Annotated in this window: 11 protein-coding genes; 7 read left to right on the top strand and 4 right to left on the bottom strand. The window is 65.9% G+C overall.

What is annotated here, in order from left to right:
* Positions 1 to 313 precede the first annotated feature (313 nt).
* Positions 314 to 1585 carry a hypothetical protein gene (locus ACQPW1_RS47210; RefSeq protein ID WP_433660439.1) on the top strand — a complete coding sequence of 424 codons (1272 nt, stop codon included), beginning with the start codon at positions 314 to 316 and terminating at the stop codon, positions 1583 to 1585.
* Positions 1586 to 2908: a lipase family protein gene (locus ACQPW1_RS47205; protein ID WP_433660438.1), complete on the top strand. Its 1323-nt coding sequence runs from the start codon at positions 1586 to 1588 to the stop codon at positions 2906 to 2908. It begins immediately after the preceding gene.
* Positions 2909 to 3060: 152 nt separating this feature from the next.
* Here the strand turns inward: ACQPW1_RS47205 and gnd are convergent, their stop codons facing one another.
* Positions 3061 to 4089: a phosphogluconate dehydrogenase (NAD(+)-dependent, decarboxylating) gene (gene gnd / locus ACQPW1_RS47200; RefSeq protein WP_433660437.1), complete on the bottom strand. Its 1029-nt coding sequence runs from the start codon at positions 4087 to 4089 to the stop codon at positions 3061 to 3063.
* A 306-nt stretch (positions 4090 to 4395) separates the two neighbouring features.
* On the opposite strand from gnd, the gene ACQPW1_RS47195 reads away from it, so the two are divergent.
* Positions 4396 to 6309, top strand: a complete 1914-nt coding sequence (locus ACQPW1_RS47195) for a VanW family protein (RefSeq protein ID WP_433660435.1) — start codon at positions 4396 to 4398, stop codon at positions 6307 to 6309.
* 20 nt (positions 6310 to 6329) lie between these two features.
* Here ACQPW1_RS47195 and ACQPW1_RS47190 read toward each other — a convergent pair whose 3' ends face one another.
* The gene (locus tag ACQPW1_RS47190; protein WP_433660433.1) at positions 6330 to 6587 is read right to left on the bottom strand and encodes a helix-turn-helix domain-containing protein; all 258 of its coding nucleotides are present in this window, start codon (positions 6585 to 6587) and stop codon (positions 6330 to 6332) included.
* A 621-nt stretch (positions 6588 to 7208) separates the two neighbouring features.
* Here ACQPW1_RS47190 and ACQPW1_RS47185 point away from each other — a divergent pair.
* Together ACQPW1_RS47185 and ACQPW1_RS47180 are read left to right on the top strand one after the other, a co-directional pair.
* Positions 7209 to 7496, top strand: coding sequence for a hypothetical protein (locus ACQPW1_RS47185; protein WP_433660431.1), 288 nt, complete (start codon positions 7209 to 7211; stop codon positions 7494 to 7496).
* A gap of 1247 nt (positions 7497 to 8743) precedes the next feature.
* Entirely contained in the window at positions 8744 to 9853 is a 1110-nt protein-coding gene (locus ACQPW1_RS47180) for a GGDEF domain-containing protein (protein WP_433660430.1), read from the top strand.
* Positions 9854 to 9913: 60 nt separating this feature from the next.
* Here the strand turns inward: ACQPW1_RS47180 and ACQPW1_RS47175 are convergent, their stop codons facing one another.
* Entirely contained in the window at positions 9914 to 11749 is a 1836-nt protein-coding gene (locus tag ACQPW1_RS47175; RefSeq protein ID WP_433665547.1) for an acyl-CoA dehydrogenase, read from the bottom strand.
* Positions 11750 to 11975: 226 nt separating this feature from the next.
* Between ACQPW1_RS47175 and ACQPW1_RS47170 the strand changes: the two genes are divergently transcribed.
* A complete protein-coding gene (locus ACQPW1_RS47170; protein ID WP_433660428.1) occupies positions 11976 to 12572 on the top strand; it encodes an alpha/beta hydrolase family protein in 597 nt (198 codons plus the stop codon).
* A gap of 27 nt (positions 12573 to 12599) precedes the next feature.
* On the opposite strand, the gene ACQPW1_RS47165 is transcribed toward ACQPW1_RS47170, so the two are convergent.
* Positions 12600 to 12917, bottom strand: a complete 318-nt coding sequence (locus ACQPW1_RS47165) for a hypothetical protein (RefSeq protein ID WP_433660427.1) — start codon at positions 12915 to 12917, stop codon at positions 12600 to 12602.
* A gap of 89 nt (positions 12918 to 13006) precedes the next feature.
* Here ACQPW1_RS47165 and ACQPW1_RS47160 point away from each other — a divergent pair, with 89 nt between their 5' ends.
* Positions 13007 to 14203: an IS630 family transposase gene (locus ACQPW1_RS47160; RefSeq protein WP_433660425.1), complete on the top strand. Its 1197-nt coding sequence runs from the start codon at positions 13007 to 13009 to the stop codon at positions 14201 to 14203.
* The last annotated feature ends 8 nt before the right edge of the window (positions 14204 to 14211 follow it).

The following is a 14211-nucleotide window of genomic DNA, read 5'->3' as shown; positions in this document are numbered from 1 at the left end:
CTTGTGAGCTATCTCATGAATACCGATTCACATCCCGGCCTCATTTCGCCACGTCCGTCGGCCGATTTACCAGCAACTAGCAGGCAACTTGCGTGTTACACGTTTTCTTCGGTTGCCGCGAGCCCGTCACATCGATTCTTGCGGCAGGGTTGATCTCTGTGTTTACCTGCACGTCACCTACTGTGCTACCGGAGCTCCACGATCGGCGAAGCGATTCATCGCTGCCAAATCGACACGCAGCTACCGGCAGGACATCTCTTCGGCTTAACGAATTACTCGACTCGAGCTAACAGAGGGGAAGGCTGAACAGCTGATGCGAATCGGAATAGCGCTGCGTGCCACCGCACTGACCCTGACGGCCGCGGTCGGTCTCGGACTGGCAGTCGCGGCCCCGGCGGGAGCGGCGGGCGACGTGGACCGCTACCTGGATCTGCCGCTGGTGAACCGGGACGCCGCGGCCAGCCCCGGCGGCGTCAACCCGGAGCTGCCCTACGACGTGAACGAGCTGCGCGGGCTGTTGGACGAGGCGCGCGCCCAGGGGATCGCGCCCACTCGATACGCCGCCCTGCTCTACCAGTACTGGCTGGTCGACGCGACCAACAAGGCGGCCATCGACCTGCGGGCCTGGGATCCGCGCGCGGGCGTCGAGGCCAACCGCACCAACCTGATCAGGTCCTACCGTTACTACGAAGACCTGCAACTGAACCATCGCGAACTGCAGTGGGCGGGCATGGGCGGTCAGGTCGGCGCCGACTTCGGCGGCGGGCTGGTCGATTTCGAGCTGATGGGCAACATCTACGGCCTGCCCGGCCTTTCCGAGTCCGCGCGCGGCGTCATCGCGGCGGTCGAGCAGGCCGCCGGACCGCAAGCGGTGGCGCAACTTCCGAGCGGGCTGATGGCGCTGGCCGAGGCGGGTTCGCAGATCTCGCCGGAGGACCTGCGCTACATCATCGGGATGATCCTGGTGATGCAGAAGAACATCTTCTCGGATCTGATGCCCATGCACGACGCCTACGTCACCGAGGGGCTGCCCGCGGTGCAGGAGTTCCAGGCGGCCGGGTTGTTCGGCGACGACATCATGGAGGCCTGGCGCGGGGTCGCCTCCGGCGACTACGGCCGGATCGCCTCGGGCAACGGGGCTTTGCTGCGCCGCGAACAGGAATGGGTGATTCGCGACCAGTGGGACTCGGTGCGTAGCTACAAGGGCAGCATCGGTGAGGCGATCACCTACGTCAGCGGCGCCGCGGGATCACCGTCGGTCGCCGGCGTCGCACCGCCGCGGCAGTTCAATCCGGTGCGCATGCAGGTCACCATGGCCAACGGACAGCCCGCGCTGGTGACACTGCCACTGCCGGAATGGAATTGGTCGGAGTTCGACTCCCGCTGGGATTACATCACCACGGAGCTGCTGCCGAAGTACAAGTTCCAGGTCGAAAACAACTGGCCCGCACTGGAAGCCGTGATGCGCACGCCCTACGAGATTCAGATGGAATCGCATCGACCGCTGTTCAACATCCCCCAGCTGCTGGATTCTGCCGCCAGGCAGATCCAGGTGACCCCGATCGACACGATGGCGGTGCGCTAGATGAAACGCTTCACCGTGGCCGTCGCGACGGCCGCTTCGTTGGTGTTGTGTGCGGGAACCGCTGCGGCGGAACAGGAAATGCCGACGCCCGGACTCGACCGAGTCTTCAACGGCTTCGTCGTCGGCCAGATCCAAGGCGCGCAACCGGTTCCGCCGGATCAGGCGTTCCAGGCGCTGCTCGCCAACGACCCGTTCTATCAGGAGCCGCCGCTGACCGGCGCCGAGCAGCCGGGGACGCTGCTGAAGGCCAACAAGGTCGACGTGATGTTCCTGGGCATCACGCCGCCCGACATCGAGGCCTACAAGCTGATGTACGTGACCACCGCCAATGACGGTGTCACGCCGACGATCAGCACCGGCATCCTGATGATCCCCAACCAGGGCCCGCCGGTAGGTGAGAAGAAGCTGATCTCCTATCAGGAGGCCAACGACAGCGTCGGCTGGTCCTGCCACCCGAGCACGCAGTGGACCGGCGGCGACCCGCTGGACGGTTCGTCGTGGTCGGCGCTCGGCCCGCTGGCGCTGATGTTCGACAAGGGCTACGCGGTGATGATCTCCGACGTCGGCAACGACGGGGATCGCAAGCCGCACGGTGTCTTCGCGGGCAAGTTCGCCGCGCACGCCCAACTCGACGGTGTCCGTGCGGCTTTGGCGCATCGCGAGGCCGGACTCGATCCGAAGGCGCCGACGGCGTTGTTCGGTATTGCGGGCGGTGGCGTCGGCGCCGCCTTCTCCGCCGAGCTGCAGCCCACCTACGCGCCGGAGCTCGACGTGAAATCCGCTGTGCTGGAAGGGATGGTGGTCAACCCGCGCAACTTCATGCGGGTGGCCGACGGCTCGGTGGGCTCCGGTTTCGCACTGGCCACGCTGCTCGGCCTGGAGCCCGCGTACCCGGAGATGGAGGTGAACGCGAAGCTGAACCCGGCAGGCGTCGGGTTGGCGAACGCGTTCCGCACCCAGTGTCAGACGCCCGCCTACTTCGGGTTGCCGTTCCTGCCGCTGAACACCCTGTTCAACTCGGGGCTCGGTCCGGCCGACGAGCCCGCGTTCCAGCGCGCGTTCGAGGAGAACATCCTCGGGCGGTCCGGTACGCCGAAGGCCAAGGTGGCCATCACCTCCTGCGCCGCCGACGACTCGCTCATGTCGCTGGTGCCCGCCAAGGACTCCCGGGACTTGGCCGAGACCTATCGAGCCGGTGGCACCGACGTCACCTACCAGCCCAGCGATTGCAGCATGGTCCGCATGCTCACCGACATCTACGGCTGGGGTACGGATCTGTTCGGCATGCAGACGATCGACTGGATCGACCGCAACTTCGAGTGAAAAGGACTACCCGCCATGGCATTTCTCTACGGCATCAACTATCTGTTCTGGTTCGGACCGCTCGCGGTCGCCAAGCTGTTGGCGCAGGCCGCCGGCTTCTGACCGGTCGCTGACCACCGCGGCTCCCGCGCAACGCGGGAGCCGCAGTTCAGCTACGCCCCCGGCAGCTCGTTGTGTCCGCCGAACGCCTTGCGCATCGCCGACAGCATCTTGTCCGCGTAGAGCGATTCACCGCGCGACGAGAACCGTTGGAACAGCGCGGAAGCCAGCACCGGCACCGGAACGCCGGTGTCGATCGCGGCATCGATCGTCCACCGGCCTTCGCCGGAATCCGAGACCCGGCCGCTGTACGAATCGAGGTTCGGATCGGCGTACAGCGCGCTCGCGGTGAGGTCCAGCAACCAGGAGGCGACCACCGAGCCACGCCGCCACACCTCGGTCACCTCGGGCACGTCCAGGTCGTACTGGTAGTACTCCGGATGCTCGAGCGGCGTCTCCTCGGCGGAGAACTCGCCGTCGTGCTCGGCGCCGTAATTCGCCTTGTGCAGGATGTTCAGTCCCTCGGCGTAGGCGGCCATCGCGCCGTACTCGATGCCGTTGTGCACCATCTTCACGAAGTGCCCCGCGCCCGCGGGCCCGCAGTGCAGATAGCCCTGCTCGGCCATCGACGGCTCACCGGTGCGTCCCGGCGTCCGCTCGGCCGCCTCGACGCCGGGCGCGATCGACTTCAACAGCGGATCCAAGTACTTCACCGGTTCTGCCTCGCCACCGATCATCAGGCAGAAGCCGCGGTCCAGGCCGAAGACGCCACCGGAGGTGCCGATGTCCACGTAGTGGATTCCCTTGGGGCGCAACTGCTCGGCCCGCTTGATGTCCTCGTGGTAGCGACTGTTACCGCCGTCGATGATGATGTCGCCCGGCTCGAGCAGCGCGGCGACCTGGTCGATGACGGCGCCGGTGGCGCCCGCCGGGATCATCACCCACACCACCCGCGGCGTTTCCAGGGTGCGCACGAAATCCGCGAGGTCCGTGCTGCCCTGGAAGTCGTCGCCCAGCTCCTGGCGCAGCACATCGATCTGGTGCGGACGACGTTCATAGCCGACGGCGGTGTGCCCGTCCTTGACGATGCGACGCACGATGTTGGCGCCCATTCGCCCGAGGCCGATCATTCCCAGCTGCATGCCATCCATCTCCTCGTGTGTGCGGTGGCCGGTCACTCGTCCACTGGATTGTCCCGCTTCGGTCCGATCCTGGTCTGTTCGGCTGTGTAACGCACGGTGCGCCGCACCGATAATCAGATCGGCTCCGCGTAGTTGCCAGACCCCCGACCCGGCAACTGCGCGGGGCCCTTTGCGTGATGGATCGGCTCCATTGCACGGAGTTTGCTGTTCAACGGTGCTCACCTGCCGTTGTCGGCGTCGCGCACTATCGTTGGCGGAGACTCGCGTCGGGTGAGTCCCAACTCAACCGAACGGGGAGGACGGTTCGTGACGAGCCAGTCGAGCACCGGACGCCGTGGCCAACAACCGGCGGGCGAGGTCGGTTTACGCCAGCTGCTCGAATCGGCCCAGGCACACGAGGCGAACCCGCCCCAGGAGTGGGGCGGCGACTCGGCACCCACCGAACCGATCCAGGTCGCCCCGACCCGGCGGGCCACCCATCGGGCCGAGCCCGGTGCGCGCCCGCCCGCGCCGTCCCGGCGGCCGATCTCCGGACCCCCGCCCAAGCGGCTGAATCGCACTGTCGTGAAGCGCGCGGGCATCGCGGTCGGTGCGGTGCTCGCGGTGGCCGGCATCGGTTACGCGGTCGACTGGGTGCTGTCCTCGGGACAGGTGCCGCGCGGGACCGTTGTCGCGGGCGTCGAGGTCGGTGGCCTGGATACGGCGGCGGCGGACGCGCGATTGCGCGCGGAGCTCACGCCGCGGGCCGACCGGGAGCTGCCGCTGCGCATCGGTGACGTGCAGACCAGGCTCGTCCCGGCCACCGCCGGGTTGGGCGTGGACTGGGACGGCACCTGGGCCCGCATCGGCGCGCAGCCGCTCAATCCGATCACCCGGCTCACCTCGTTCTTCACCACCCGTGATGTCGCGGTGGCCAGCGCCGTCGACGAGGCCGCGCTGGAGCGTCAGCTGACTGCGTTGCGCGTGCACGATCGGCCGTCGGTCGAGGGCACCATCGCCTTCGACAAGGCGAGACCGGTGGCCGTCGCCCCGGTGCCCGGCCGCGTGCTCGACCCCGCCGCCGCGCGCGACGAACTGATCGACAACTGGATCGCCGGTGTCGCACTCGATCTTCCGGTGCACCCCGCGCCGCTCACCGTGCGGCCGGAGGCGGTCGAGCAGGCCTTGCGCGGGGTGGCCGAGCCCGCGGTGCGCGCGCCGATCACGTTCGCGGGCAAGGGCGCGGCGGCCAAGCTCGACCCCGAGCAGATCGCGACCGTGCTTTCCTTCGCACCCGATGGTCAGGGCGGTCTCGCCCTCGCCGTCGATCAGAACATCGCGGTCGGTTTGCTGGCGCCTCAGCTGGCGGCCACCGAGATCGAGGCGAAGGACGCGACGTTCGCGTTGAACGGTGGCCAACCGACGGTGGTGCCCGCGGTCGTCGGCGACAAGATCAACTGGCCGAAGACGTTCGAGCAGTTCACGGCGCTGCTCGCCGCGCCGCAGGAGCGCAACGGTCAGGCGATCTACGAAAAGGTGGAGCCCAAGCTCACCACCGAGGCGGCGAACGGGCTCGGCGTCGTCGAGACCATGGGCACCTTCACCACCAACGGATTCAGCGGTCCGTCCGGGGTGAACATCAAGGTGGTCGCCCGGAAGGTGAACGGCGCCGTCGTCAAGCCGGGAGATACCTTCTCGCTCAACGACTTCACCGGTCCGCGCGGCACCGCCGAAGGCTATGTCGAGTCCGGCATCATCGACCATGGCAGGCCCGGCACCGCCGTCGGCGGCGGCATCAGCCAGTTCGCCACCACCCTCTACAACGCCGCGTACTTCGCGGGCATGGAGGACGCGGGCCACACCGAGCACAGCTACTACATCTCCCGCTACCCCGCCGCGCGCGAGGCGACCGTCTTCGACGGCGCGATCGATCTGCGCTTCCGCAACAACACCCCCACCGGTGTCTTCATCGAGGCCGTCACCACGGATTCCGAAGTGACCGTTCGCCTCTGGGGCACCAAGACCGTCGACGTCGAATCGGTAACCGGCGACCGCAGCAAGACAACCGAGCCGACCACCGTCAAACTCCCCAAGGGCAAGGACTGCATCGCCTCCGAGGGCGCCCCCGGCTTCACCACCTCCGACACCCGCATCATCACCGACAAGCGCACCGGACGCGAGGTCTACCGGCACACCCGCACGGTCAAATACGACCCCATCCCCGTCGTGAAATGCGAGTGAGCGCAACGACTCCGGGGTAGCTACTCCGCTGGACGTTCGAGGTCGCGCAGTGCGGCGGCAACGAACTCCGGCATCGGGATGTCGAGCGCGGTGCACAACGCGTACAGCTGCTGCATGTCCGGCGATCGATCGCCGTTCTCGAAGCGCTGGATCGTGCTCACGCCGAGCCCGGTCAGGGCGGCGAGGCGCGGACGCGTCAGCGCTCGTCGCGCCCGGGCCGCCCTGAGCTCGGCGCCGACCGCACGATTGATGTCCGAAGGTACCTTTTCCATACCCATATGGACCATGCTGAGGTCCGAATGGCCGCCTGGCAAACGACATGCCGTGGCCGCGTTGTGGATCGTTCGCCCGCCCGTCGCGCCGGTTGTGCGCAACGATGGGATGGTGGAGCAGGTGCGGCGGCGTCGACTGCGCTATGCAGGACTCGAATTGACGTGTCGCGAAACCGAATTCGGCGAGCTATCGGTATCGGCGGCCGAAAGTTACATAGATTTCATAGATTTCATATGAAATGAATCACACCATAACCCTTGAATTGCTGGGTAAGTACGAGTGCGTAGCGGGTCTCGGGTCAATGCTCCTGAGTTGCTGTATCGAGGGCTGCAGCTTCGGATCGCCTCCGCTGCCGGGTGTTACGGGCAGGGCGTCGACATGCTGGTATGCCGATGTCTACCGCGCAAGACCTGCAAAACCGTAGAAGTCGCGGTACGACAACAGATCTGCAGGCATTGTTCCGACATCCTCGCGGTGCATGACCCGTTATCACTGAGCTATTACGGCCGGGTCCCCGATGTATCTAGGGGGTCGCTAGCCGACGAATCCCTGTGATAGAAAAATCTTGCTCGGCTACCAGCAGGTCGCCGATTGAGGGACCAATTCTTCAAGGGGAAGATTCCTAAATGAGCAAGATTCGCGTGTTCGGCGTTGTGTTCGCGGCTACGGCCGGCATTATCCTGGCTGGTTCGGGCCTGGCCTCGGCTGCAGCGGGCGATGGCTCGGGCACCGGCTCGTCGAAGACCGCGACCGGCGCGGGTGACGGCTCGGGTACCGGCTCGTCGAAGACCGCGACCGGCGCCGGTGACGGCTCGGGCACCGGCTCGTCCAAGACCAGCACGGCGACGGAGAGCGGCTCGGCCACCATCCTCACCGACCTCCTCAAGGCGCTGTCCTCCGGCTCGGCCGAGTAGTCAGCAAGCGAAAGCGTCGATATGTCCTGACCCTCATCAGCTGACATATCCGCTCGGCGGACAGACATGATTGCCCTACCTCATTCGAGGTGGGGCAATCGTCGTTTCCGGGACCTGAACGAGTCATTCGACGCCGCCGTCGGCAATGCCGGAATTCGTGGTCACCAATCAAATTCGACTGAGTGCGTTGTGCGCTCGGCGCGTGCAGACGAGCCGTCGGCACGCGTGCCGAAAACCATTGTCATTCACAATAAGTGGGCGCCATCATGCAAAAAGTACAACGCAATGCGTCAGTAACTGGGCAAATACACAGAATTGGCTGAACGCGTCACGCATCGCACTTCAACGGTGCGCGTTACAAAACATTTTTGTGACTCTTGTCTCGGTATTTACTACCCGATAGCTGAATGCCCGTGGGACTTTAGCCACGCTTCTTTCGGGCTGCCAAGCAGTCCAGCCGGTGTCAATAGCTACTAGTCAACCGGCATCACTGCCTTCGTCGAGTTATCTCAACCGTGCGCCCGAGATGGGCCCGTTATATGCCGTCCAGGCGTGTCGTGTCGATCGGGTTCGGTTGTTCGGCACGGCGGGGTGCACTGGCCTGGGCTTCGATCGCAAGAGTCATCCCTCGACATCCGGCTACGCCATGGCAAATCTCGATCGGCATTGTCTCGGAACAGATTTCATTCCGTCGTCCGACGACATGGTACGACTATTCCCTGGCAGTTACAGCTGGCAGGAATCCGGCGTGCCACTCAGTGAAGCGGGTGGCGCGAGCGGAAGAAGGCGGGGGACCGATCGCCGTTCATCAATGGTGACGCGGCGATCCGCACGAGGGGATATGCCGACCGCAGCGCGTGGCGCACCTCGCGTCACGCGGTGCGGTCGCGCCCGGGGCTCCGAAGGGGGGAGCCTCGGGCTTTCCTACTGGGGCGCGCGCAGATGCCGCGCGCTGTTTGCTGAAGTTTCACTATGTCCGCTATGGGGGGAATGTGCGGAGTGGTGGGCGGGTGAGCGGGTGCGGCCATCGTGCTTCGACGGACGCTTTGGTCGAACGCACAAGATGGCCTCTGAACAGGTATGTCTTTTGCCAATCAGCTTCGTGACATACATCTTGCCCGCGCCCGAATAGGTGCATCAGGGCCATAGCAGTCATACACTGGACCAAGTAGCTGGTGGGATTCCGACGATGAAATCTCGCGCTCGGCGTTCCGATGGATTGATCCTTCTGCGCTTGGTGGTTGCCTGTGGCCAATGGTCGCGTGATGCTCAAGGCCTGGTGGCACGATCCGGCCGATTACAACTGGCTGGCGCGCGCCCTGGACTCGCACGCGGCAGTGCACTGGACGAAGGTGATCGTCGGCGCCGGCGGGTTGGTACTGGCGGGCATCGCCATCTTGGTGTTGTCGTCCGAGACGGGTCCGCCCAGCGAGATCGGCCGCGGACTCGACTGGATCATCGCCGCGTTCGCGCTGTTCTGGGCCGTGCGCTGGTGGTTTCTGCCGTGGCCGAGCCGGGGCGAATCGCTGGTGCTTTTCGCGGCCGCGGATCTCGCGATTACGATGGCCAATCTGCAGGAATCCAACCGGGTGTACGGCGCGCTCGGTGTCAGCCTGCTGGTCGTGACCGGCGGCTATCTGGCGGTTATGCACTGCGCCAAGGTGCTGGCGGTGCACACGGCTTGGACAGTGCTGTCGGTGGTGGCACTGACCGCTCGCATGGTCGCGGTGGGCGGCGATCCGCTGGCGGGCATGGCGATCGTGCTGATCTCGGTGGCCGCGGGTGTGGTGCTGCTGCCTTCGATGCAGTTCTGCTACTGGGTACTGCGCCAGGACGCGATCACCGATCCGTTGACCACCCTGTTGAATCGGCGTGGCCTCGAGCTGCATCTGGCGAAGCTGGGCGCGCCGGGTTGTCGGACGCCGACCTGCGCGATCGCGCTCGATCTCGATCGGTTCAAGGACGTCAACGATCGCTTCGGCCACGGGGTGGGCGACGAGGTGCTGGTGCGGACCGCGAAACGGCTGCGCGCCGCGGTGGGGTCGCGGATGGTGGTGGCGCGCACGGGTGGGGAGGAGTTCGTGCTCTTCGGGCACCTGGGTGCGGAATCGGCTCTGGCCCAGGCGGAGTTGGTGCGGCGCGTCGTCGCCGAGCCCGAGTTGGTGCGGCGCGCCGCCGAATCGGTGGAGCCGGTGGCGGTGACCGCGAGCATCGGCGTCGTGGTGCTCGACAACACCTGCGACCCGCTGACCTCCACCGTATTGATCCAGCGTGCCGACACCGCTATGTACCAGGCCAAACAACTGGGCGGCAATCAGGTCGTCATCGACGAACTCATCGAATCGAGCGCCGCCTGAACACGAAAACGGCCCGGAGTGGTCCGGGCCGTTTTCGTCGTATTCGGTTATGCGACAGGATCAGAACGCAGCTTCGTCCAGCTCCATGATGTCGTTGTCCAGGTTCGACAGGATGGTGCGCACCGCGGTGAGCTCCGGCAGCATGTTGCGCGCGAAGAACTGCGCGACCGCGACTTTGCCCTGGTAGAAGGACTCGTCCGCACCGGTGGCACCGTTGTCGAGCGCCTTGATGGCGATCTCGGCCTGACGCAGCAGCTGCCAGCCGATGAGCAGGTCACCGACGGCGAGCAGGAAGCGCACCGAACCGAGGCCGACCTTGTAGAGCTCGGACGGGTTCTCCTGGGCGCCCATCAGGTGCCCGGTGAGCGTGGCGGCCATGCCCTGCACGTCCTCGAGCGCGGTGGCGAGCAGCTTGCGCTCACCCTTCAGGCGGCCGTTGCCCGCCTCCGTCTCGATGAACTTCTGGATCTGACCGGCCACGTGCGCCAGCGCGACGCCGCGGTCCCGGGCGATCTTGCGGAAGAAGAAGTCCTGCGCCTGGATGGCGGTGGTGCCCTCGTACAGCGAGTCGATCTTCGCGTCCCGGATGTACTGCTCGATCGGGTAGTCCTGCAGGAAGCCGGAGCCGCCCAGGGTCTGCAGCGATTCGGTCAGGTACTGGTAGGCCCGCTCCGAACCGACGCCCTTGACGATCGGCAGCAGCAGGTCGTTGACCCGGTCCGCGAGATCGGCGTCGGCACCCGAAACCAGCTGCGCGATATCGGGATCCTGGTGCGCGGCGGTGTACAGGTAGATCGCGCGCAGGCCCTCGGCGTACGCCTTCTGGGTGGCCAGCGAGCGCCGCACATCGGGGTGATGGGTGATGGTCACGCGGGGCGCGGCCTTGTCGGTCATCTTGGTCAGGTCGGCACCCTGGACGCGCTCCTTGGCGTAGTCGAGGGCGTTCAGGTAACCGGTCGACAGGGTGGCGATGGCCTTGGTGCCGACCATCATCCGGGCGTTCTCGATGACGTCGAACATCTGCGCGATGCCGTTGTGCACCTCGCCGACGAGCCAGCCCTTGGCCGGAATGCCGTTGCCGCCGAAGGTGACCTCACAGGTGGCCGAGACCTTCAGGCCCATCTTGTGCTCGACGCCGGTGACGAAGACGCCGTTGCGGTCGCCGAGTTCACCGGTCTCGTGGTCGAAATGGAACTTCGGCACGAAGAACAGCGAAAGACCCTTGGTGCCGGGGCCCGCGCCCTCGGGGCGGGCGAGCACCAGGTGGACGGTGTTCTCGAACAGGTCGTCGGCGTCGGCGGAGGTGATGAATCGCTTCACACCCTCGATGTGCCAGGTGCCGTCTTCCTGCTTGATCGCCTTGGTGCGGCCCGCGCCGACGTCGGAACCGGCGTCGGGCTCGGTGAGCACCATGGTGGCGCCCCAGTCGCGATCGATCGCGATCTTGGCCCACTTCTTCTGCTCGTCGGTGCCGTTGTTGTGGAAGATGGTGTTGAAGCCGGGGCCTGCGGCGTACATGTACGCGGCGGGCTGGGCGCCGAGGATCAGCTCGCTGATCGCCCAGTGCACGGTGCGCGGGACGGCGAGTCCGCCGAGCTCCTCGGGGATGCCGAGCTTCTCCCAGCCGCCTTCCTGCAGTGCGCGGAAGGACTTCTTGAACGAGTCGGGGATCGCGACGGTGTGCGTCTGCGGATCGAAGACCGGCGGGTTGCGGTCGGCGTCGGCGAACGACTCGGCGAGGGGACCCTCGGCGAGGCGACGTACCTCGTTGAGCATCTCCTTGACGGTGTCCGTGTCGAGGTCGCCGTAGGCGCCGCTGTCGATGATGGACCCGAGGCCCAGGACCTCGAAGAGGTTGAACTCCAGGTCGCGGACGTTGCTCTTGTAGTGACCCATGTCAGTACTCACTCTCCGTTGAGTTGGTGCGGTCGGTTGGTTGACCGTTCCCGCCCGTTTCTCGCTTTACCGGTAGCCGTTTTCCGCATGCTACTCGCGGGTAACTTAGTATCTATATTACCGGTCGGTAATGGACTGGCAAAGGCTCGAGCGGGAATGTGACGCGAAAAACAGCGCCACGCGCGCGCTGACGAGTTGACACGCCGCTGCGGGCTACCGTGAGGGTGTGCGAATCGAGACGAGTGCCGGACCGGCCGAGATCGAGCTCGACCGGCCGCGCAAGCCCGCCTTCCTGCTGTTACTCACGCACGGCTCGGGCGGCGGGGTCGACGCGAAAGACATCCTGACCGTGCGCGATGCCGCCCTGGACCTGGGCGGCGCGGTGGCCAGAGTGGTGCAGCCCTATCGGGTCGCCGGACGCCGCGCACCGGGGTCGGCGGTGAAGCAGGACGAGGCGTGGCTGGAGATCGTGGCCGCCTTGCGGACCCGGATCAAGAAGGTTCCGCTGATCCAGGGCGGGCGGAGCAACGGCGCTCGGGTGGCCTGTCGCACGGCGGTCGCGGTCCAGGCGCGTGGCGTGATCGCGCTGTCGTTTCCGCTGCATCCGCCGGGGAAGCCGGAGAAGACCCGGCGCGAGGAGTTGCTCGACGCGGGTGACATCGAGGTGGTCGTCATCAACGGCGGCAGCGATCCGTTCGGCATCCCGGATGCCGCCGACGCCGCCGAGGTGCGGGTGATCCCCGGCCAGCCGCACTCGTTCCGCACCGGATTCGACGTCATCGTCGAGACGGTCACGCCGTGGTTGCAGCGGTGGAGTACTTAGTGGGCTTGCCCGTAACTCTGTCGGGGGTCAGTGGTTGAGGTAGAGGCCGCAGGCGCAGTCGAGGGCTTCTTGAGGGCTACCGATAGGCAGCCCGGAGGGCAGGATCTGGTCCTGGTATTTATCGTTGCTGGCCAGGTAGAGACCGAATCCCCAGAATGATGCCGACGAGCCGTATCGCAGGCGCAGCAGCGGTAGCCGGTTCCCGTCGGCGAGTTCGGCTTCGACGTAGGCGAATTGGGCGTGGAAACGGATGTGCAGCTCGACCAGCTGGGGCCAGTGGTCGCGGGCGTGCTGGCGCAGCCGCTGGCCTAGGGAAGTTTTCGTCGAGGCAGGGATGGCAGCCATACCGGCCATCTTGCCTGTTGCGGCGTGTCGTCACTGGTGACGGTGCCGAACCAGGGCATCCTCGCGCGGTCGGTTCGAAATTGATCGTGATGAAAGTTGTTGCCCACGTGCCTGTTTGCCGTGCCCGCCAGATCATGTTGACCGCGTCCGGGCGGCGCCGGCTGCAAAAGATCGCCTATTCCCGCACCCTCGCCTACCAGCACGTCATCCGGGCCCGGATCGTCTTGGACGCCGCGCGCGGGCACTCCAACAATATGATCGCAGCCCGCCGCGGCGTGGTCGTCGACACCGTGCGGCTCTGGCGCGGCCGATACGCCGACCACGGCCTGGCCGGGCTGGGCGACCGGCCTCGGTCGGGTCGCCCGCCGCGGTTCACACCGCTGCAGCGAGCCCAGGTCAAAGCCCTCGCCTGCGGACTACCAGCCGAGACCGGGGTGCCGTTGTCGCGGTGGAGCAGCAGCGATCTGGCCGTCGAGTCTGTCAGATCCGGTATCGCCGAATCTATTTCAGCCTCGACGATCCGGCGAATCTTGGCCGGTGCAGCACTCAAACCGTGGCAGTTCCAGTCGTGGATATTCATCCGCGACCCCGATTTCACCGCCAAAGCTGCCCGAGTGCTCGACCTCTACCACCGGATCTGGGACGGGCAACCCCTCGCCGAGAACGAATACGTGATCTCCTCCGACGAGAAGACCTCCATCCAGGCCCGCTGCCGCTGCCACCCCACACTCCCGCCCGGCAAGTCGCGAATGATGCGCATCAACCACGAATACGACCGCGGCGGAGCACTGTCCTACCTGGCCGCCTACGACATCGGGCGCGCCCGCGTCCTCGGGCATTGCGCAGCCAAGACCGGAATCGCCCCGTTCATGACCCTGGTGCGCGACGTCATGACCAGCGAGCCCTACGCCTCGGCGAAACGGGTGTTCTGGGTGGTCGACAACGGGTCGAGCCACCGCGGGAAAGCCGCATGTGACCGGCTCAGCGCCAGGTTCCCCAACGCGGTCATGGTCCACACCCCGGTGCACGCCTCCTGGTTGAACCAGGTGGAGATCTATTTCTCCATCCTGCAGCGCAAAGCCTTGTCTCCCAACGACTTCACCAGCCTTGACCAAGTCGAAGACCGGCTCACCGCCTTCGAGCGTCGCTACAACGAGACCGCCCGGCCCTTCAAATGGGAGTTCACCCACACCGACCTCGAGGACCTCCTGGCCCGGATCGAGCGGCATAAACAGAACGAGCACTCCCAACAACCCACCGGCTGCGAGCACCAGCGTGCCGCATAACCAGCCGC

Origin of the sequence: Nocardia sp. CA-128927 (assembly GCF_050955855.1) — a bacterium.
Lineage (GTDB): Bacteria > Actinomycetota > Actinomycetes > Mycobacteriales > Mycobacteriaceae > Nocardia.
Note: the sequence above shows the minus strand (reverse complement) of the source record. Positions and strands in the feature narration are given on the sequence as shown.